This window comes from Comamonas aquatilis (assembly GCF_965139575.1).
Classification (GTDB): Bacteria; Pseudomonadota; Gammaproteobacteria; order Burkholderiales; family Burkholderiaceae_C; genus Comamonas; species Comamonas aquatilis.
The window spans coordinates 632155-651517 of record NZ_CBCSIW010000001.1; the positions used below are offsets into that span (position 1 = coordinate 632155).

Annotated in this window: 19 protein-coding genes; 18 read left to right on the plus strand and 1 reads right to left on the minus strand. The window is 59.1% G+C overall.

Annotation, left to right across the window (positions count from 1 at the left end; all coding sequences use genetic code 11):
* Position 1: 1 nt before the first annotated feature.
* The 13 genes from ACNAZA_RS02850 to ACNAZA_RS02910 are packed head-to-tail and all read left to right on the plus strand — an operon-like array spanning position 2 to position 13873.
* On the plus strand, positions 2-1255 hold the full coding sequence (locus ACNAZA_RS02850; protein ID WP_120966642.1) for an NADH-quinone oxidoreductase subunit D: 1254 nt from the start codon (positions 2-4) through the stop codon (positions 1253-1255).
* Positions 1252-1743, plus strand: coding sequence for an NADH-quinone oxidoreductase subunit NuoE (nuoE, locus tag ACNAZA_RS02855; RefSeq protein WP_415794864.1), 492 nt, complete (start codon positions 1252-1254; stop codon positions 1741-1743). The genes ACNAZA_RS02850 and nuoE overlap by 4 nt, the downstream gene beginning before the upstream one ends.
* Entirely contained in the window at positions 1740-3104 is a 1365-nt protein-coding gene (nuoF, locus tag ACNAZA_RS02860) for an NADH-quinone oxidoreductase subunit NuoF (protein WP_120966644.1), read from the plus strand. The genes nuoE and nuoF overlap by 4 nt, the downstream gene beginning before the upstream one ends.
* A 23-nt stretch (positions 3105-3127) precedes the next feature.
* On the plus strand, positions 3128-5248 hold the full coding sequence (gene nuoG, locus ACNAZA_RS02865; protein WP_415794865.1) for an NADH-quinone oxidoreductase subunit NuoG: 2121 nt from the start codon (positions 3128-3130) through the stop codon (positions 5246-5248).
* Positions 5245-6321 (plus strand): NADH-quinone oxidoreductase subunit NuoH, encoded by a 1077-nt coding sequence (gene nuoH / locus ACNAZA_RS02870; protein ID WP_415794866.1) that lies wholly within the window; start codon positions 5245-5247, stop codon positions 6319-6321. The genes nuoG and nuoH overlap by 4 nt, the downstream gene beginning before the upstream one ends.
* An 11-nt stretch (positions 6322-6332) precedes the next feature.
* On the plus strand, positions 6333-6842 hold the full coding sequence (gene nuoI / locus ACNAZA_RS02875) for an NADH-quinone oxidoreductase subunit NuoI (protein ID WP_415794867.1): 510 nt from the start codon (positions 6333-6335) through the stop codon (positions 6840-6842).
* Between the two features lie 34 nt (positions 6843-6876).
* Positions 6877-7551 (plus strand): NADH-quinone oxidoreductase subunit J, encoded by a 675-nt coding sequence (locus ACNAZA_RS02880; RefSeq protein ID WP_415794868.1) that lies wholly within the window; start codon positions 6877-6879, stop codon positions 7549-7551.
* The gene (nuoK, locus tag ACNAZA_RS02885) at positions 7548-7856 is read left to right on the plus strand and encodes an NADH-quinone oxidoreductase subunit NuoK (protein WP_120966649.1); all 309 of its coding nucleotides are present in this window, start codon (positions 7548-7550) and stop codon (positions 7854-7856) included. Before ACNAZA_RS02880 ends, nuoK begins: the two co-directional genes overlap by 4 nt.
* Before the next feature lie 29 nt (positions 7857-7885).
* Positions 7886-9925 (plus strand): NADH-quinone oxidoreductase subunit L, encoded by a 2040-nt coding sequence (gene nuoL / locus ACNAZA_RS02890; RefSeq protein WP_415794869.1) that lies wholly within the window; start codon positions 7886-7888, stop codon positions 9923-9925.
* Between the two features lie 16 nt (positions 9926-9941).
* Positions 9942-11417: an NADH-quinone oxidoreductase subunit M gene (locus ACNAZA_RS02895; RefSeq protein ID WP_415794870.1), complete on the plus strand. Its 1476-nt coding sequence runs from the start codon at positions 9942-9944 to the stop codon at positions 11415-11417.
* A 24-nt stretch (positions 11418-11441) separates the two neighbouring features.
* Entirely contained in the window at positions 11442-12935 is a 1494-nt protein-coding gene (gene nuoN / locus ACNAZA_RS02900) for an NADH-quinone oxidoreductase subunit NuoN (protein WP_415794871.1), read from the plus strand.
* Between the two features lie 56 nt (positions 12936-12991).
* Positions 12992-13297: a DUF2818 family protein gene (locus ACNAZA_RS02905; RefSeq protein ID WP_120966652.1), complete on the plus strand. Its 306-nt coding sequence runs from the start codon at positions 12992-12994 to the stop codon at positions 13295-13297.
* A gap of 54 nt (positions 13298-13351) precedes the next feature.
* Positions 13352-13873, plus strand: a complete 522-nt coding sequence (locus ACNAZA_RS02910) for a DUF1178 family protein (protein ID WP_415794872.1) — start codon at positions 13352-13354, stop codon at positions 13871-13873.
* 23 nt (positions 13874-13896) lie between these two features.
* Here the strand turns inward: ACNAZA_RS02910 and ACNAZA_RS02915 are convergent, their stop codons facing one another.
* The gene (locus tag ACNAZA_RS02915) at positions 13897-14067 is read right to left on the minus strand and encodes a hypothetical protein (RefSeq protein ID WP_415794874.1); all 171 of its coding nucleotides are present in this window, start codon (positions 14065-14067) and stop codon (positions 13897-13899) included.
* Between the two features lie 446 nt (positions 14068-14513).
* Here ACNAZA_RS02915 and ACNAZA_RS02920 point away from each other — a divergent pair, with 446 nt between their 5' ends.
* The 5 genes from ACNAZA_RS02920 (at position 14514) to ACNAZA_RS02940 (ending at position 19319) form a co-directional block, all read left to right on the plus strand.
* Positions 14514-15284: an ABC transporter ATP-binding protein gene (locus tag ACNAZA_RS02920; protein WP_415794875.1), complete on the plus strand. Its 771-nt coding sequence runs from the start codon at positions 14514-14516 to the stop codon at positions 15282-15284.
* 115 nt (positions 15285-15399) lie between these two features.
* Positions 15400-16119 carry an ABC transporter ATP-binding protein gene (locus ACNAZA_RS02925; protein WP_120966656.1) on the plus strand — a complete coding sequence of 240 codons (720 nt, stop codon included), beginning with the start codon at positions 15400-15402 and terminating at the stop codon, positions 16117-16119.
* A 43-nt stretch (positions 16120-16162) separates the two neighbouring features.
* A complete protein-coding gene (locus ACNAZA_RS02930; RefSeq protein ID WP_120966657.1) occupies positions 16163-17359 on the plus strand; it encodes an ABC transporter substrate-binding protein in 1197 nt (398 codons plus the stop codon).
* A 70-nt stretch (positions 17360-17429) separates the two neighbouring features.
* Positions 17430-18314 (plus strand): branched-chain amino acid ABC transporter permease, encoded by an 885-nt coding sequence (locus ACNAZA_RS02935; protein WP_415794876.1) that lies wholly within the window; start codon positions 17430-17432, stop codon positions 18312-18314.
* 12 nt (positions 18315-18326) lie between these two features.
* On the plus strand, positions 18327-19319 hold the full coding sequence (locus ACNAZA_RS02940; RefSeq protein ID WP_415794877.1) for a branched-chain amino acid ABC transporter permease: 993 nt from the start codon (positions 18327-18329) through the stop codon (positions 19317-19319).
* The last annotated feature ends 44 nt before the right edge of the window (positions 19320-19363 follow it).

A 19363-nucleotide genomic window follows, 5' to 3' on the forward strand; every position in this document is an offset into this window, starting at 1 on the left:
CATGGCTGAAATCAAGAACTATTCCCTGAACTTTGGTCCGCAGCACCCGGCAGCGCACGGTGTGCTGCGTCTGGTGCTGGAGCTCGACGGTGAGGTGGTGCAGCGTGCTGACCCCCACATCGGCCTGCTGCATCGCGGTACCGAGAAACTGGCTGAGACCAAGACCTATATCCAGTCGCTGCCCTATATGGACCGCCTGGACTATGTGTCCATGATGTGCAACGAGCACGCCTACTGTCTGGCCATTGAAAAACTGCTGGGCCTGGAAGTGCCCGTGCGCGCCCAGTACATCCGTGTGATGTTCTCGGAAATCACCCGCATCATGAATCACCTGATGTGGCTGGGCTCCTCGGGCAACGATGCCGGCAGCTCCACCATTCTGATCTATACCTTCCGTGAGCGCGAAGCGCTGATGGACATGTATGAGGCAGTCTCCGGTGCGCGTATGCACGCGGCGTATTTCCGACCAGGCGGCGTGTACCGCGACCTGCCGGACACCATGCCCCAGTACAAGGCCAACAAGCTGCACAATGCGCGCGCATTGGAGCAGATGAATGAAGACCGCCAGGGATCGCTGCTGGACTTCATCGAAGCCTTTACCCAGCGCTTCCCCAAGTGCGCGGACGAATACGAAACCCTGCTGACCGATAACCGTATCTGGAAACAACGCAACGTCGATATCGGCGTGGTGACTCCGGAACGTGCCATCAACTGGGGGATGACCGGCCCGATGTTGCGCGGCTCCGGCGTGGCCTGGGATCTGCGCAAGACGCAGCCCTACGATGTCTACGACAAAATGGACTTCGATGTGCCCGTGGGCGCGACCGGCGACTGCTACGACCGTTACCTGGTTCGCGTGGCTGAAATGCGCGAATCCAACAAGATCATCAAGCAGTGCGTGGATTGGTTGCGTGTCAATCCCGGCCCGGTGATTACGGACAATCACAAGGTGGCTCCTCCGCATCGCGAAGCCATGAAGTCCAACATGGAAGAGCTGATCCACCACTTCAAGCTCTTTACCGAAGGCTTCGCGGTTCCCGAAGGCGAGGCCTATGCCGCCGTCGAGCACCCCAAGGGTGAGTTTGGTATTTATTTGATCAGCGATGGAGCCAACAAGCCCTATCGCTTGAAGATTCGTCCACCAGGATTCGTGCACATGGCCGCTCTCGATGAAATGAGCCGCGGTCACATGCTGGCTGACGCCGTGATGGTGCTCAGTACCTTGGACATCGTGTTTGGAGACGTTGACCGATGATTACCGCAGCGACCAGAGAACGCTTTGCGCGTGAGGTGGCCAAGTATCCGGCTGAACAGAAACAGTCTGCCGTCATGGCCTGCCTGTCCATCGTGCAGCAGGAGCAGGGCTGGGTAAGCCAGGAGAGCGAGGCTGTGATTGCCGAGGTCCTGGGCATGCCCGAAATCGCCGTGCGCGAAGTGACCACCTTCTACAACATGTACAACCAGCATCCCGTTGGCAAGTACAAGCTCAATGTGTGCACCAACCTGCCTTGCCAGCTGCGTGACGGCTACAAGGCACTGCACCACCTGGAGCACAAGCTGGGCATCAAGATGGGCGAGACCACCAAAGATGGTCTGTTCACGCTGCAGCAGTCCGAGTGCCTGGGTGCCTGCGCCGATTCGCCCGTGATGCTGGTCAACGATCGTTGCATGTGCAGCTTCATGAGCAATGACAAGCTGGACGAGTTGGTCGACGGCCTGCGCGCAGCGGAGGGCAAGGCATGAGCACGATCCTGAACAATCCTGCTGCCAATGCCGTGCTGGCCAAGTTCGCCTCCACAGGCAATGAAACCTGCTTTCATGATCGCCACATCGATCCGCAAATCTATGCGGATCTGAACGGCAGCAACTGGTCCATCAAGGACTACGAAGCGCGTGGCGGCTATGTGGCCCTGCGCAAGCTGCTGGGCAAGGATGGCGGCGAAGGTCTGACGCAAGATCAGGTCATTGCCACCATGAAGGAATCCGGTCTGCGTGGCCGCGGTGGTGCCGGTTTTCCCACGGGCCTGAAGTGGAGTTTCATGCCCCGCCAGTTCCCCGGCCAGAAGCACCTGGTGTGCAACTCGGACGAGGGCGAGCCCGGTACCTGCAAGGACCGCGACATCCTGATGTTCAACCCCCATATCGTCATCGAAGGCATGATCATTGCCGCGTATGCGATGGGTATCAGCATCGGCTACAACTACATCCACGGCGAAATCTTCGAGGTCTATGACCGCTTTGAAGCCGCTCTGGAAGAAGCCCGTGCCGCCGGTTTCCTGGGTGACAACATTATGGGCAGCAGCTTCAGCTTTCAGCTGCATGCTCACCATGGCTTCGGCGCCTATATCTGCGGCGAAGAAACCGCGCTGCTGGAATCGCTGGAAGGCAAGAAGGGTCAGCCCCGCTTCAAGCCACCGTTTCCGGCCAGCTTCGGTCTGTACGGCAAGCCCACGACCATCAACAACACCGAAACCTTTGCGGCCGTTCCCTGGATCATCCGCAACGGCGGCCAGGCTTACCTGGAATGCGGCAAGCCCAACAACGGCGGTACCAAGATTTTCTCGGTCAGCGGCGATGTGAACCTGCCCGGCAACTACGAAGTTCCCATGGGCACGCCTTTCAGCAAGCTGCTGGAACTGGCGGGCGGTGTGCGCACCGGCCGCAAGCTCAAGGCCGTGATCCCTGGGGGCTCTTCGTCGCCGGTGCTGCCTGCGGACGTCATCATGGAATGCACGATGGACTATGACTCCATCTCCAAGGCAGGCTCCATGCTGGGTTCCGGTGCCGTGATCGTGATGGACGATTCGCGTGACATGGTCGAGAGCCTGCTGCGCCTGTCGTACTTCTATTCCCACGAGTCCTGCGGCCAATGCACGCCTTGCCGAGAAGGCACGGGCTGGCTGTGGCGCGTGGTCAATCGTATTCAGCACGGCGAAGGCCGTCCGGAAGATATCGAGCTGTTGGACTCGGTGTCCGTGAACATCATGGGGCGCACCATCTGTGCGCTGGGCGATGCGGCAGCCATGCCGGTGCGTGCCATGATCAAGCACTTCCGCCACGAGTTTGAAGCGAAGATCCAGAACGCTTCCAAGCAGGCCGCGTAAGCGCCTGATCGCGAGACAAGCATATGGTTGAAATTGAACTGGACGGAAAAAAGGTAGAGGTCCTGGAAGGCAGCATGGTCATGCATGCTGCCGAGAAGGCCGGCACCTATATTCCTCACTTCTGCTATCACAAGAAGCTCTCCATTGCGGCTAACTGCCGCATGTGCCTTGTGGATGTTGAAAAGGCTCCCAAGCCCATGCCCGCCTGCGCCACGCCCGTGACGCAAGGCATGATCGTGCGCACCAAGAGCGAAAAGGCCATCAAGGCCCAACAGTCGGTGATGGAGTTTTTGCTCATCAATCACCCGCTCGACTGTCCCATCTGCGACCAGGGCGGCGAATGCCAGCTCCAGGATCTGGCAGTTGGCTACGGCAGCAGCAGCTCGCGCTACGAAGAAGAAAAGCGTGTGGTGCCTGTAAAGGACGTTGGTCCGCTGATTTCCATGCAGGAAATGAGCCGCTGCATCCATTGCACCCGTTGCGTGCGCTTCGGCCAGGAAATGGCCGGCGTCATGGAACTGGGCATGATTCACCGCGGCGAACACTCCGAGATCACCACGGTGGTGGGCGATACGGTGGATTCCGAGCTCTCGGGCAATATGATCGACATCTGCCCGGTGGGCGCGTTGACCAGCAAGCCTTTCCGCTACAGCGCCCGTACCTGGGAACTGTCGCGCCGCAAGTCGGTGTCGCCCCACGATTCCACAGGTTCCAACCTGATCGTGCAGGTCAAGAACCACAAGGTCATGCGCGTTGTCCCTTTCGAGAACGACGACGTCAATGAATGCTGGATTGCCGACCGCGACCGTTTCTCCTACGAAGCGCTCAACAGCGACGAACGCCTGACTCAGCCCATGCTCAAGCAGGGCGGAGAGTGGAAACCAGTCGACTGGCAAACCGCGCTGGAATACGTGGCCAATGGTCTGCAGCAAATCAAGAACGACCATGGCGCAAACGCCATCGGCGCTCTGGTGAGCCCGCACAGCACGTTGGAAGAACTGTTCCTGGCCGGCAAGCTGGTACGCGGCCTGGGTAGCGAGAACATCGACTACCGCCTGCGCAATGCCGAGTTCACCGCCGCCAAGGGCGTGCAGTGGCTGGGTCTGCCCATCACGGCACTGAGCAATTTGCAGTCCGCGCTGATCGTGGGCTCCAACCTGCGCAAGGATCACCCGCTGTTTGCACAGCGTATTCGCCAGGCAGCCAAGAAGGGCTGTGCGGTGTTTGCTATCAATGAGAGAGTGTATGACTGGGCTTTGCCCGTCGCCGCCTCCGTGGTCGCAGCCGCCGACTGGACCCAGGCTCTGGCCGATGTGGCCGCTGCCGTGGCCGAAGCCAAGGGCGTGAATGCGCCAGTGGCAGGTCAGGCACATGCTGAAGCACAAGCCATTGCGGCTTCGCTGCTCAAGGGCGAGCAAAAGGCCGTGCTGTTGGGCAATGCCGCTGCGCACCATGCCCAGGCATCTGCACTGCTGGCCCTGGCCAACTGGATTGCCGAGCAAACCGGTGCCAGCGTGGGTTACCTGACTGAAGCCGCCAACACCGTGGGCGCGCAATGGGTCAAGGCAACTCCCGGTGCCAACGGCCAGAACGCAGGCCAGATGCTGGCTGGCGGTCTGAAGGCTGCCATCTTGCTGAACACCGAACCCCAGTTCGACAGCGCTGCCGGCAAGGCAGCGGTGCAGGCACTGGGCAAGGCCCAGATGGTGGTGACGTTGAGCCCCTTTAAGGCCAATATGGAATTCAGCGATGTGCTGTTGCCCATTGCGCCGTTCACCGAAACCTCGGGCAGCTTCGTCAATGCCGACGGTCGCGTCCAGAGCTTCCACGCCGTGGTCAAGCCTCTGGCCGATACCCGTCCCGCATGGAAGGTGCTGCGCGTGCTCTCCAATCTGATGGGCGTGTCAGGCGTGGATTTCGAGACTTCGCAAGACGTGCTGGCTGTTGCCACCGCCGGTGCCAACCAGGTGCCCGCAACGGCGCTGAACAATGCCACGGCTGCCGCCGTGACCGTGACTGCCGCCGGCAACTTGCCAGCTCCCGTGGTCGCAAGCATTTACCAGCTCGACAGCATCGTGCGCCGCGCTACATCGCTGCAGTTGACGGCCGACGCCCGTTTGGCTCATGAGGGAGGCGCCGCATGATCGACGCATTGAAAGCCTGGGGTGCCGGCCTGTCCACCGCCCCGTTCTGGACCGATGCGGCCTGGCCCGTCATCTGGATTTTGCTGGGTATCGTGGCCATCGTGGCTCCGTTGCTGGGTGCCGTGGCCTATCTGACGCTGTGGGAGCGCAAGCTCCTTGGCTTCATGCAGATTCGCCTGGGTCCCAACCGCGTGGGCCCCATGGGTTTGCTGCAGCCTCTGGCCGACGGCCTGAAGCTGCTGACCAAGGAATTGATCCAGCCCACACGCGCTGCCAAGGGCCTGTTCTACGTTGGCCCCGTCATGGCCATCATGCCGGCCCTGGCTGCATGGGTGGTGGTTCCCTTTGCGCCTGATGTGGCGCTGTCCAACGTGAACGCAGGTCTGCTGCTGATGATGGCCATCACTTCGATTGAAGTCTATGGCGTGATCATTGCCGGCTGGGCCTCGAACTCCAAGTACGCCTTCCTGGGCGCGCTGCGTGCTTCTGCACAGATGGTGAGCTACGAAATCGCTCTGGGCTTCTGTTTCCTGGTCGTCATCATGGTGACCGGCAGCATGAACCTGACGCAGATCGTGCTGAGCCAGGGCCAGGGCCAGTTCGCCGCCATGGGCGTGAGCTTCCTGTCCTGGAACTGGCTGCCTTTGTTGCCCATTTTCGTGGTCTACCTGATCTCCGTCGTTGCCGAAACCAACCGTCACCCGTTTGACGTGGTGGAAGGCGAAGCCGAAATCGTGGCCGGTCACATGGTGGAGTACTCGGGCATGGGCTTCGCAGTCTTCTTCCTGGCCGAATACGCCAGCATGTGGCTGGTGTCCATCCTGGCCGTGATTCTGTTCCTGGGCGGCTGGTTGCCTCCGGTGGACTTCCTGGGCTTTATCCCAGGCTGGATCTGGCTGGCGATCAAGACCTTCCTGGTCGTGTCCTGCTTCATCTGGATTCGCGCCACCTTCCCGCGCTTCCGTTATGACCAGATCATGCGTCTGGGCTGGAAGATCTTCATTCCAGTCACTCTGGTGTGGTTGGTTGTTGTGGGTGCTTGGCTGTACTCGCCTTGGAACATCTGGAAATAAGCGGGGTACACATGTCTGCAGTCGCTGCAACTCCATTCTCAATCAAAGATTTCTTCAAGAGCTTCATGCTCTGGGAACTGGCCAAGGGCATGGCCCTGACCGGCCGCTACACCTTCCGTCGCAAGATCACGGTGCAGTTCCCCGAAGAAAAGACTCCTCAGTCGCCGCGCTTTCGTGGCCTGCACGCTTTGCGCCGTTATGACAACGGCGAAGAGCGCTGCATTGCCTGCAAGCTGTGCGAAGCCGTGTGCCCTGCCATGGCGATCACCATCGAGTCCGATGTGCGTGATGACGGCTCGCGCCGTACCACGCGCTACGACATCGATTTGACCAAGTGCATCTTCTGCGGCTTCTGCGAAGAAAGCTGCCCGGTGGATTCCATCGTCGAGACGCACATCTTTGAATATCACGGCGAAAAGCGCGGTGACCTCTACTTCACCAAGGACATGCTCCTGGCAGTGGGTGACCGTTATGAAACCGAGATCGCTGCCAACAAGGCAGCAGATGCCAAGTACCGCTGAAGCGGCTCCTTGATCACTTGAAAAGATTCGATCCATGGACGCCAAAACTGGTTTTTTCTATCTGTTCTCGGCTGTGCTGCTGTTTGCGGCCTTCCGTGTGGTCACGGCGCGCAACCCTGTGCATGCCGTGCTCAATCTGATTCTGGCCTTCTCGCAAGCTGCGGCTATCTGGCTGCTGCTCAAGGCTGAATTCCTCGGCATTGCCCTGGTACTGGTGTACCTGGGTGCCGTGATGGTGCTGTTCTTGTTTGTGGTGATGATGCTCGATATCCGTATCGAGGACATACGCCGCGGCTTCTGGAAGCATTTCTGGTATGCAGCCCCCTTCGGTTTGCTGATTGCCGTTGAAATGGGCATGGTTCTGATGGGTGGTTTCGGCGATGTGGAAGATGTGAAGGCAGCAAGTGCCACCATCGTCAACGCTGCTGGACAGACCGTTCCTTATTCGAACACCCATGAACTGGGCAAGCTGCTGTACACGGAGTATCTGTACCCCGTGGAAATCGCTGCCGTGATCCTGCTGGTGGCCATGATTGCCGCCATTGCCCTGACGCTGCGCAAGCGCAAGGACAGCAAGGCCGTCAACCCGGCGCAGCAGATTCGTGTACGTGCGCAAGACCGCATCAAGCTGGTCAAGCAATCGGTCACTCAGCCTGCACAACAACCTGCCGCCGAAGCTTCGGCGCCAGCAGTGGAGACAAAAGCATGACGCTTACTCTGGGCCACTTTCTGACGTTGGGCGCGATGCTGTTCGCGATCGCCGTTGTTGGCATTTTTCTGAACCGCAAGAACCTGATCGTCTTGCTCATGGCCATCGAGCTGATGCTCCTGGCCGTGAACACGAACTTCGTCGCGTTTTCCAGTTACCTGGGCGACATGCACGGACAGGTATTCGTGTTTTTCATCCTGACGGTGGCTGCTGCGGAATCGGCTATCGGTCTGGCGATCTTGGTGCTGCTGTTCCGTAACAAGAGCAGTATCGATGCGGAAGACCTCAACTCCCTCAAGGGTTGAGTCCGCCGTTATTTGCAAGGTTCTCAAGAATGAGTCAAACCCTTTCCGCATCCCTGCTGCTCGCGGTGCCATTGGCGCCGCTGGTGGGCTCCGCGCTAGCGGGTATCTGGGGCACAGCCTTCGGCGGCAACAAGATTGGTCGCGCCGGCAGCAGCTCTCTTACCATTTTGGGCGTGCTCGCGGCCTTCATCCTGTCGGCCCTCACGTTCAAGAGCGTTGTCTTTGACGGCGCCAGTTTCAACGAGACCATCTACACCTGGATGGTCGTCGGCGGCCTGAAGATGGAGGTCGGTTTCCTGATCGATTCCATCACGGTCATGATGATGTGCGTGGTGACCTTTGTGTCGCTGATGGTTCACATCTACACCATGGGTTACATGGAAGAAGACGAGGGCTACAACCGCTTCTTCTCCTATATCTCGCTGTTCACCTTCTCCATGTTGATGCTCGTCATGAGCAACAACCTGCTGCAGCTGTTCTTCGGCTGGGAAGCCGTGGGCCTGGTGTCCTACCTGCTGATCGGCTTCTACTACAAGAAGGAATCGGCCATCTTCGCCAACATGAAGGCCTTTTTGGTCAACCGTGTCGGTGACTTCGGCTTCATTCTGGGTATTGGCCTTATCGCTGCCTACACCGGCACGCTGAACTACTCTGAAATCTTTGCCAAGCTGCCCGAGATTCAGAACACTCAGCTGCCCGGCACGGGCTGGCTGCTGGTAACGGTGACGGCCATCTGCCTGTTCATCGGTGCCATGGGCAAATCGGCCCAGTTCCCGCTGCACGCGTGGCTGCCTGACTCCATGGAAGGCCCGACACCTATCTCCGCGCTGATTCACGCGGCGACCATGGTGACGGCTGGCATCTTCATGGTTTCGCGCATGTCGCCTCTGTACGAACTGTCGGATGTGGCCCTGAACTTCATTTTGGTGATCGGCTCCATCACGGCCCTGTTCATGGGTATCCTGGGCATCATCCAGAACGATATCAAGCGCGTGATTGCGTACTCCACGCTGTCGCAGCTGGGGTATATGACCATCGCCCTGGGCGTGTCGGCCTACTCGGTTTCCGTGTTCCACCTGATGACCCACGCTTTCTTCAAGGCGCTGCTGTTCCTCGGGGCCGGCTCGGTCATCATGGGCATGCACCACAACCAGGACATCCGCTGGATGGGCGGCGTGCGCAAGTACATGCCCATCACATGGATCACCTTCCTGCTGGGCAACCTGGCGCTGATCGGTACACCGTTCTTCTCCGGTTTCTACTCCAAGGACGCCATCATCGAAGCGGTGCACGCTTCCAACCTGCCTGCAGCTGGCTTTGCCAACTTCGCGGTGCTGGCTGGTGTGTTCATCACGGCCTTCTATTCGTTCCGCCTGTACTTCATCGTGTTCCACGGTAAAGAGCGCTACGACCAGAATCCCGATGCTCACCATGATGATCATCACGCCCACGATGACCACCACGGTCATGGCCACGATGCCAAGCCGCATGAGTCGCCACTGGTGGTGACCGGTCCTCTGATGCTGCTGGCCATTCCTTCGGTGGTGATAGGCGCGATTGCGCTGATGCCCATGCTGTTCGGCGACTTCTTCAAGGGCGTGATCTACGTGGACGGTGCCAAGCACGGTGCCATGGCAGAACTGGCCGAGAAGATTCACGGCTGGCTGCCCATGGCGCTGCACGGCTTCACGGCTGCGCCGTTCTGGCTGGCACTGGCTGGTGTGGTGGTGTCCTATGTGTTCTACATGGTCAAGCCCGAGATTCCTGCGGCCATCATGGCCTTCTCCAAGAAAATCGGTCTGTATCAGATGCTGGAAGGCAAGTACGGCGTGGACTGGGTCTACGAAAACATCTTCGCTCGCGGTGCGCGTGGCACGGGTACCGTCTTCTGGAAGGTGGGCGATCAGGCCATCATCGACGGCGCCGTGGTCAACGGTTCCTGGAAGCTCATGGCCAAGCTGGGTCAATGGGTGCGTGGCCTGCAAACAGGCTATCTCTATCACTACGCGTTGGTCATGCTGCTGGGTATCTTTGCCCTCATGACGTACTTCGTGTGGCTCAACAAGTAGTAGAGGAATAACAAAAATGGGTTTGTTGAGTCTTTCAATCTGGGTGCCAATTGCATTTGGCGCCCTCCTGCTGGCCATGGGCCGCGAAGGGCAGGCCAATGCGGTGCGTTGGCTGGCCCTGATCGGTGCACTGGTTGGCCTGGCGGTGACGATTCCGGTGGTGACCGGCTTCGACACCACGACAGCTGCCATGCAGTTTGGCGAGAAAGCGCTCTGGATCGAGCGCTTCAATATCCACTACCACCTGGGCGTGGACGGCATCTCGATGTGGTTTGTGCCGCTGACGGCCTTCATCACGGTCATCGTGGTGATTGCCTCCTGGCAGAACATCACCGAGCGCGTGAACCAGTACATGGCCGCCTTCCTGATCCTGTCGGGTCTGATGATCGGCGTGTTCAGCGCACTGGACGGCATGCTGTTCTATGTGTTCTTTGAAGCCACCCTGATTCCGATGTATCTGATCATCGGTATCTGGGGCGGTCCAAACAAGATCTATGCTGCGTTCAAGTTCTTCCTGTACACCTTGATGGGCTCGCTGCTCACCCTGGTGGCCCTGATTTACCTGTATACCCAGTCGGGCGGCAGCTTCGAGATTCTGGACTGGCACAAGCTGCCGCTGTCCAGCACCGCACAGACGCTGATCTTCTTTGCCTTCTTCGCTGCTTTTGCCGTGAAGGTGCCCATGTTCCCCGTGCACACCTGGTTGCCAGACGTTCACGTGGAAGCGCCTACCGGTGGTTCCGCCGTGCTGGCCGCCATCATGCTCAAGCTCGGTGCCTACGGTTTCCTGCGCTTTTCGCTGCCTATCGCTCCTGATGCTTCGCACCAGTGGTCCGGCCTGATGATCACGCTGTCGCTGATTGCCGTGATCTATGTGGGTGTGGTGGCTCTGGTGCAACGCGACATGAAGAAGCTGGTGGCTTACTCATCGGTGGCACACATGGGCTTTGTGACCCTGGGCTTTTTCATGTTCAACAGCCTCGGCATCGCCGGCGGTCTGGTGCAGATGATTGCCCACGGCTTTGTGTCCGGCGCCATGTTCCTGTGCATCGGCGTGCTGTACGACCGCGTTCACTCGCGTGAAATCGCCGCTTACGGCGGTGTGGTCAACACCATGCCCAAGTTTGCTGCCTTCGCCCTGCTGTTCGCCATGGCCAACTGCGGTCTGCCTGCAACGGCCGGCTTCGTGGGTGAGTGGATGGTGATTCTGGGTGCCGTGCAGTACAACTTCTGGATTGGCCTGGGCTCTGCCACGGCGCTGATCTTCGGTGCTGCTTACACGCTGTGGATGTACAAGCGCGTGTACCTGGGTCCTGTGGCCAATGACCACGTGAAGGAACTCAAGGACATCAACTGCCGCGAATTCCTGGTACTGGGCGTACTGGCCGTCGCCGTGCTCGTCATGGGTCTGTATCCCAAGCCGTTCACCGATGTGATGGATGTGTCCGTGGCCGAGCTGATCAAGCATGTGGCTATCAGCAAGCTCAACTGACCAGACTGAAACGAGAGACTCGAGATGATTGACAACATCAGCTGGCTGGCGATTTACCCGGAGATTGTTCTCCTGGTGATGGCCTGCGTCATCGCCTTGGTGGACTTGGGCGTGACAAGCGCCCGCCGCACAGGCACCTATGTTCTGACCATGCTCACCTTGCTCGTCGTAGCAGTGATGCAGGGTATGTATGCCTCTAGCGGCAACACCTTCTACGGCTGGGGCAACATGGTTGTCTCGGACGCCATGGGCAACTGGCTCAAGTGCTTTGCCACGGTCGCCATGATGGTCACCATGGTTTACGGCCGCCCCTATGCGGCCGAACGCGACATGCTGCGCGGCGGTGAGTTTTTCACCCTGTCCATGCTGTCGCTGCTGGGCATGTTCATCATGATCGGCGGCAACAACTTCCTGGTCATCTACCTGGGCCTGGAGCTGCTGACACTGTCCAGCTACGCGCTGGTGGCTTTGCGCCGCGATCACACCGCTTCGGTGGAAGCGGCCATGAAGTACTTCGTGCTCGGCGCCATGGCTTCCGGTTTCCTGCTGTACGGCATGTCCATGCTCTACGGTGCTACCGGTTCGCTGGATATCGGCCAGGTCTTCAAGGCCATCAACTCCGGTGAAATCAAGCACCAGGTGCTGGTTTTCGGTCTGGTCTTCATCGTGGCCGGTCTGGCCTTCAAGCTCGGCGCCGTGCCTTTCCACATGTGGGTGCCTGACGTTTACCAGGGCGCTCCCACGGCCATTACCGCTTTGATCGGTGGCGCTCCCAAGCTGGCGGCCTTTGCCATGATCATTCGTCTGCTGGTGGATGGTTTGCTGCCGCTGGCCATCGACTGGCAGCAGATGCTGATGGTGTTGGCCGTGTGCTCGCTGCTCATCGGTAACCTGGCCGGTCTGCAGCAGACCAACCTCAAGCGCATGCTGGCCTACTCGACCATCTCGCAAATGGGCTTTGTGCTGCTGGGCCTGATGTCGGGCGTGGTGGACGGCAAGGTGGATCCCGCGACCGTGGAAAACGCCTACAGCTCGGCCATGTTCTACATCGTCACTTATGTGCTGACGGCTCTGGCTGCGTTCGGTGTGGTCTTGCTGCTGGCCCGTGAAGGCTTTGAAAGCGAAGAGATCTCCGACCTGGCCGGTCTGAACCAGCGCAGCCCGCTTTATGCCGGCGTGATGGCGATCTGCCTGTTCTCCATGGCCGGTATCCCTCCGCTGGTGGGCTTCTACGCCAAGCTGTCCGTGCTGCAAGCGCTGATTTCTTCGGGAAGCACGCTGCACATCGGTCTGGCCGTGTTTGCCGTGATCATGTCGCTGATTGGCGCTTTCTATTACCTGCGCGTGGTCAAGGTCATGTACTTTGATGCTCCAATCACAGCCACCAGCGTGTCCGCACCTCTGGATGTGCGCGTGGTTCTGACCATCAACGGTGCGCTGGTGCTGTTGCTCGGCATCTTGCCGGGCGGCCTCATGGCCTTGTGCGCCGACGCCATCGTGCGTGCCCTGGCCTCCTGATGACAAAAGGGGGGAGGCTTGTCGCCTACTCCCCTTATTTGTAGGAATGCCTTAGCGTGTCTATCACCGCTTCTATCTGGCTTGTGATCTTGGCTGCCCTTGTGGCAGCCAATTTGCCTTTTATCAACCAGCGTTTGGCCATTGCGGGTCCGGTGATGGCCGGCCGTAAACCCATGTGGGTGCGCCTGATCGAGATGCTGGTGCTGTATTTGTTGGTGGGCGGCCTGGGCTATCTGCTCGAGCGCCGTGCAGGCCAGGTCTCGCCACAGGGCTGGGAGTTCTATGCCATCACCGGCACCCTGTTTCTGACGCTGGCTTTCCCAGGCTTCGTCTATCGTTATCTGGTGCATCGCCGGGATTGATCGTAATCAGGGTGCATGATGGAGCCGTATTCCGTCTGCGCTCAAGAGAATTTCATGAAAGTGCTTGATCTTCATTGCTCTGCGGGCCATGTGTTCGAAGGCTGGTTCGGTTCGGAAGACGACTTCCAGAGCCAGCTGGCGCGCAAGCTCGTGCAGTGCCCCAGCTGCGGGGACAGCAATATAGTCAAGCGCCTGAGCGCTCCGCGCCTCAATCTGGGTGCGCAGCAGCCTCCACCGGCAGCGCCGGTCACCGAGCGGCATTCAGCGCAGCCCTCGGCATCTCCGGTTCCGGCCAAGTCCCCGGCCCCCGAGCTCACGGCGCAGGCGCGCGAGCAGCTCCATGCCATGCATTCCGCCTGGGTGCAGTGGTCACGCAAGGTGGCCGAAAACACCGAGGACGTGGGCAAGAACTTCGCGCAGGAAGCCCGTCGCATGCACTACGGTGAAACCGACGAACGCGCCATCCGCGGCCAGACCAGCCCCGAGCAGGCCATGGAGCTGATGGAAGAGGGCATTGGCGTGATGCCGCTGGCCTTGCCCGAAACCGGCGAAGGCGGCAGCGGCACCTTGCAGTAAGACAGACTGTTGTGGCTCAGCCCTCAAGCCGCAGTCTTTGCTTCCTCTGTTTTGATAGCTGCTTGCGCTTTTCTATCAAGCACTTTGACTATCAAAGCATTCGAAATGGCGACAATCCATGCGCCAACCACTACAAAAATGAGAGTGCAAAACTCTTGTTTGTCGCTTAATTCATTTAGGGCGACAAAGCTCAAGCATATTTGCCGGCGTCAGGCTAGTAACTGAGCAGCAGACAGGGGAATCTTCGAGCTAAGGGTTTTCGGCATCAGGGTCGCATACCGGAAGGCCAGGGTCATGGCTGTTTCTTACTTTTTATAATCAATTTTGATAGCTATATACGCAAGCTATTAGTCCGTTTGGACCATATCTGACGGCGAAGTCAGCACTGCTCGCGCGGTCGCGGTGTCGCGCAAACTCTCGTTTTGTGAAGTTTTTGCATGTAAGTGTTTGCTGTTTATGCATCCTCCGTATTTGTTGACTAGGAAGGGTAAACATGAGGCGCTGCAGATAAGGAACCTGGGAGTTTCCCCCTGCGGCAGTGCAGCATCACGGCCCAAGATGCCAGGCAAGGGAAGGGAGTGCACACCTGATGCGCCCCGACATTTGTTTTGCAGCATCCAGGACGAACGGCCCAGCGCACATGAGCGACCTCATTCTTGAAACCCATCACCTCACCAAAGAGTTCAAGGGATTTACGGCCGTCAGCAAGGTCGATCTGGCCGTCAAGCGCGGCTCGATTCATGCCTTGATCGGTCCCAATGGGGCGGGCAAAACCACTTGCTTCAATCTGCTGACCAAGTTTCTGGAACCGACCTCGGGCGCCATCCGCTTCAACGGCGTAGATATCACCCGGGAAGCGCCGGCACAGATTGCGCGGCGCGGCGTGATTCGCTCCTTTCAGATTTCGGCCGTCTTTCCGCACAGCACCTTGCTGGAGAACGTGCGCATCGGTTTGCAGCGCCGCCTGGGCACGGCTTTTCATTTCTGGACCAGCGAGAAGACGCTTAACCAGCTCAACGACCGCGCCATGGAGTTGCTGGCCGAAGTGGGGTTGCAGGATCTGGCCGATGAGGTCACCGTCAATCTGCCCTACGGCCGCAAGCGTGCGCTGGAAATCGCCACTACCTTGGCCATGGAGCCGGAGCTGATGCTGCTTGATGAGCCCACCCAGGGCATGGGTCACGAGGATGTGGATCGCGTGACCCAGCTGATCAAGAAGGTCTCCGCCGGCCGCACCATCTTGATGGTGGAGCACAACATGAAAGTCATCTCCACCATTGCCGACCGCATCACCGTGCTGCAGCGTGGCGCCGTGCTGGCTGAAGGCGCGTACGAAGAGGTGTCCCGCAATCCGCAGGTGATGGAAGCCTATATGGGTACCACCGACGGTCAGCTGCAGGGGGCGCATTGATGAATCCCTCGGTGCCGCTTTGCGGCTTCCCCCTGAGAGGGACGGCAGTCTCGGTGCGCGGCGGCCCTTCCTCGCGGTCTCTGTGATGGTTTCGTGCGTGATTTGAGTGATACGAATGAATAAAACAAGTACAGCGGCGCTTGAAATTTCGGCTCTGAATGCCTGGTATGGCGAATCCCATGTGCTGCATGGCATGGACCTTGTGGTGCAGCCCGGCGAAGTCGTCACCCTGCTGGGCCGCAACGGCGCAGGGCGCACTTCCACGCTGCGTGCCATCATGGGTTTGACCGGCTCGCGCAAGGGCTCGATCAAGATCAATGGCGTGGAAACCATTCATCTGCCCACGCACAAGATTGCCCATCTGGGCGTGGGCTACTGCCCCGAGGAACGCGGCATCTTCGCCAGCCTTTCCTGCGAGGAAAACCTGCTGCTGCCGCCGCCGCTCAAGACGGGTCAGCCAGGCATGAGTGTGGATGAGATCTATGCCATGTTCCCCAATCTCTACGAACGCCGTAACAGCCAGGGCACGCGCCTGTCGGGCGGCGAGCAGCAGATGCTGGCCGTGGCCCGCATCCTGCGCACGGGCGCACGTCTGCTGCTGCTCGATGAAATCTCCGAAGGCCTGGCGCCCGTCATCGTGCAGGCCCTGGCCCGCATGATCACCACGCTGCGCCAGAAGGGCTACACCGTGGTCATGGTGGAGCAGAACTTCCACTTTGCCGCACCGCTGGCCGACCGCTTTTATGTGGTGGAACACGGCCATGTGGTGGAGCGCTTTGGCGCAGCCGAGCTGAAGGCAAAGATGCCGGTACTCAACGAATTGCTGGGCGTCTGATTTTTCCCATTCATAAACGCAGATTCCACCTTAGGAGACAGAGATGAAAGCAAAGTTGAGCGTTTTGTCGTGCATGTTGGTCGCGGCCGGTCTGGCCAGCCCCCTGGCACAGGCCCAGGAAAAAGTGAAGATCGGTTTTGTGACCGACATGTCCAGCCTTTATGCGGATGTGGAAGGCAAGAACGGCGCGCTTGCCATGCAGATGGCGATTGACGATTTTGGCGGCAAGGTGCTGGGTCAGCCCATTGAGCTGATCTCCGCCGACCACCAGAACAAGGCCGATATCGCTGCCTCCAAGGTGCGCGAATGGATTGATACCCAGGGTATTTCGCTGGTCTTCAGCGGCACCAATTCCGGCACGGCACTGGCCGTCTCGCAAGTGGCCAACGAGAAAAAGCGCGTGCACTTCAACAGCGGCGCAGGCTCTTCGGCGCTGACCAACGAGCAATGCAATCCCTACACCGTGCACTACGCCTATGACACCGTGGCCCTGGCCAAGGGCACGGGCGGCGCCGTGGTGGATCGCGGCGGCAAGGACTGGTTCTTTCTGACGGCCGACTATGCCTTCGGTCAGGCGCTGGAGGCGGACACCACCAAGGTGATTCAGGCCAAGGGCGGCAAGGTGCTGGGCTCGGTCAAGCACCCACTCAATGCCTCGGATTTTTCTTCCTTCCTGCTGCAGGCTCAGGCCTCCAAGGCGCACATCCTGGGTCTGGCCAATGCCGGTGGCGACACCATCAACGCCGTCAAGGCCGCCAAGGAATTCGGCATCAACAAGACCATGAAGACCGCCGGTCTGCTGGTGTTCCTGACCGACATTCACAGCCTGGGTCTGAAGAACACCGAAGGCCTGCTGCACACCACCAGCTGGTACTGGGACATGAATGACGAATCACGCAAATTCGCCAACAAGTTCTTTGCCAAGACCAAGCGCATGCCCACCGATGTGCAGGCCGCCGACTACTCGGCCGTCATGAACTACCTGAAGGCTGTGGAAGCGGTCAAGACCACCAATGCCGACAAGGTGATGGCCCACCTCAAGAGCACGCCGATCAACGACTTCTACGGCAAGGGCGTGATCCGTCCGGACGGCACGTTTGCCCACGATATGTACCTGGTCGAAGCCAAGAAGCCCAGCGAATCCACCAAGCCCTGGGACTACCTCAAGGTCTTGAACAAGCTGCCTGCAGACACGGTCTGGACGACCAAGGCCGAGACCAAGTGCGCGCTCTGGAAATAAGCATCCGCACACTGGTTTGAAGCTCTTCTGAAACCCACTAGCCCCCACTAGCACCACCAGCGTCTGTCCCATGGAAATCTTCGGTGTTTCATTGCCCGGCCTGATGAGCCAGCTCCTTTTAGGTCTGGTCAACGGTTCGTTTTACGCAATTCTGAGTCTGGGTCTGGCCGTGATTTTCGGCCTGCTCAACGTCATCAACTTTGCGCATGGCGCACTGTTCATGCTGGGCGCCATGATCACCTGGATGGCCATGAGCTATTTCCAGATCAACTACTGGGTGATGCTGATCCTGTCGCCGGTGCTGGTGGGGATTTTGGGGGTGCTGATAGAGCGCTTCTTGCTGCGCTGGATCTACAAGCTCGATCACCTCTACGGCCTGCTGCTCACGCTGGGGCTGTCGCTGCTGATCGAGGGCGTGTTCCGCTCGGTTTATGGCGTGTCCGGTCTGGGTTACGACACGCCTGAATTGCTGGAGGGTGCGACCAATTTGGGCTTTATGGTGCTGCCCAACTACCGCGCCTGGGTGGTTGTGGCATCCATCGTGGTCTGTGTTGCCACCTGGTTTGTGATCGAAAAAACCCGCATCGGCGCCTATCTGCGTGCCGGTACCGAAAACCCGCGTCTGGTGGAAGCCTTTGGCGTGAACGTGCCGGTCATGATTACGCTGACCTACGCCTTCGGTGCCGCACTGGCCGCCTTTGCCGGCGTGCTGGCCGCGCCGGTCTACCAGGTCACGCCGCTGATGGGGCAAAACCTCATCATCGTGGTGTTTGCCGTGGTGGTGATCGGCGGCATGGGCTCCATCATGGGCGCCATCATTACCGGCCTGGGGCTGGGCGTGATCGAAGGGCTGACCAAGGTGTTCTGGCCCGAGGCATCTTCCACCGTCGTGTTCTTCATCATGGTCATCGTGTTGTTGATTCGCCCTGCAGGCTTGTTCGGTAAAGAAAAATAAGAGGGGCACAACATGAAATCCAAGACGCTTGTTCAACGCATTGCGCCCATTGGCTACGGCCTGCTGCTGCTGGGTCTGATTGTCGCGCCCTTCATGGGAGCCTATCCCGTGTTCGTGATGAAGCTCATGTGCTTTGCACTGTTTGCTTCGGCCTTCAATCTGCTGCTGGGCTATACCGGCCTGCTTTCCTTCGGCCATGCCGCTTTTCTCGGCGGTGCGGCCTATATCGCGGGCTACTCCATCAAGGCCTGGGGCGTGACGCCCGAGATCGGCATGTTGCTGGGCACGGTGTTCGGCGGCCTGCTGGGTCTGGTCTTTGGCTGGCTGGCCATTCGTCGCCAGGGCATTTATTTCTCCATGATCACGCTGGCATTGGCGCAGATGCTGTTCTTTGTCGCGCTGCAAGCCAAGTTCACCGGCGGTGAAGACGGGCTGCAAGGCGTACCCCGCGGCAAGTTGTTTGGCATTATCGATCTGAGCAGCGATCTGGTCATGTACTACGTGGCCCTGGCCGTGGTGACGGTTGCCTTCATGCTGATCGTGCGCACCATCCATTCGCCGTTTGGTCAGGTGCTCAAGGCCATCAAGGAAAACGAGCCGCGCGCCATCTCCCTGGGCTATGACGTCAACCGCTTCAAGCTGCTGGCCTTTGTGATCTCGGCAGCTCTCACGGGTCTGGCCGGCTCGCTCAAGACCGTGGTGCTGGGCTTTGCCACCTTGTCCGATGTGCACTGGACCACCTCCGGTCACGTCATTCTGATGACGTTGATGGGCGGTCTGGGTACCTTGTCCGGCCCCATTCTGGGCTCGGCCGTGGTGGTGGCGCTGGAGAACAAGATTGGCGAGTTCGGCAGCTTCCTGGCGCGTCTGTCGGGCGTGGAATGGTTCGGCACTCTGGGCGAGTCTGTCACCATCGTCACCGGCCTGATCTTTGTGCTGTGCGTGCTGCTGTTCCGCAAGGGCATCATGGGTGAGCTGATTGCCTGGCTGGAAAAGAAAAAATAAGAGGGAGCTTGAAATGCCAAGGGCCGCTGATAGCGGCCCTTAGT

Coding starts and splice junctions, on each gene's coding strand:
- ACNAZA_RS02850 (WP_120966642.1), top strand. CDS start 2: ATGGCTGAAATCAAGAACTATTCCCTGAACTTTGGTCCGCAGCACCCG.
- nuoE (WP_415794864.1), top strand. CDS start 1,252: ATGATTACCGCAGCGACCAGAGAACGCTTTGCGCGTGAGGTGGCCAAG.
- nuoF (WP_120966644.1), top strand. CDS start 1,740: ATGAGCACGATCCTGAACAATCCTGCTGCCAATGCCGTGCTGGCCAAG.
- nuoG (WP_415794865.1), top strand. CDS start 3,128: ATGGTTGAAATTGAACTGGACGGAAAAAAGGTAGAGGTCCTGGAAGGC.
- nuoH (WP_415794866.1), top strand. CDS start 5,245: ATGATCGACGCATTGAAAGCCTGGGGTGCCGGCCTGTCCACCGCCCCG.
- nuoI (WP_415794867.1), top strand. CDS start 6,333: ATGTCTGCAGTCGCTGCAACTCCATTCTCAATCAAAGATTTCTTCAAG.
- ACNAZA_RS02880 (WP_415794868.1), top strand. CDS start 6,877: ATGGACGCCAAAACTGGTTTTTTCTATCTGTTCTCGGCTGTGCTGCTG.
- nuoK (WP_120966649.1), top strand. CDS start 7,548: ATGACGCTTACTCTGGGCCACTTTCTGACGTTGGGCGCGATGCTGTTC.
- nuoL (WP_415794869.1), top strand. CDS start 7,886: ATGAGTCAAACCCTTTCCGCATCCCTGCTGCTCGCGGTGCCATTGGCG.
- ACNAZA_RS02895 (WP_415794870.1), top strand. CDS start 9,942: ATGGGTTTGTTGAGTCTTTCAATCTGGGTGCCAATTGCATTTGGCGCC.
- nuoN (WP_415794871.1), top strand. CDS start 11,442: ATGATTGACAACATCAGCTGGCTGGCGATTTACCCGGAGATTGTTCTC.
- ACNAZA_RS02910 (WP_415794872.1), top strand. CDS start 13,352: ATGAAAGTGCTTGATCTTCATTGCTCTGCGGGCCATGTGTTCGAAGGC.
- ACNAZA_RS02920 (WP_415794875.1), top strand. CDS start 14,514: ATGAGCGACCTCATTCTTGAAACCCATCACCTCACCAAAGAGTTCAAG.
- ACNAZA_RS02925 (WP_120966656.1), top strand. CDS start 15,400: ATGAATAAAACAAGTACAGCGGCGCTTGAAATTTCGGCTCTGAATGCC.
- ACNAZA_RS02930 (WP_120966657.1), top strand. CDS start 16,163: ATGAAAGCAAAGTTGAGCGTTTTGTCGTGCATGTTGGTCGCGGCCGGT.
- ACNAZA_RS02935 (WP_415794876.1), top strand. CDS start 17,430: ATGGAAATCTTCGGTGTTTCATTGCCCGGCCTGATGAGCCAGCTCCTT.
- ACNAZA_RS02940 (WP_415794877.1), top strand. CDS start 18,327: ATGAAATCCAAGACGCTTGTTCAACGCATTGCGCCCATTGGCTACGGC.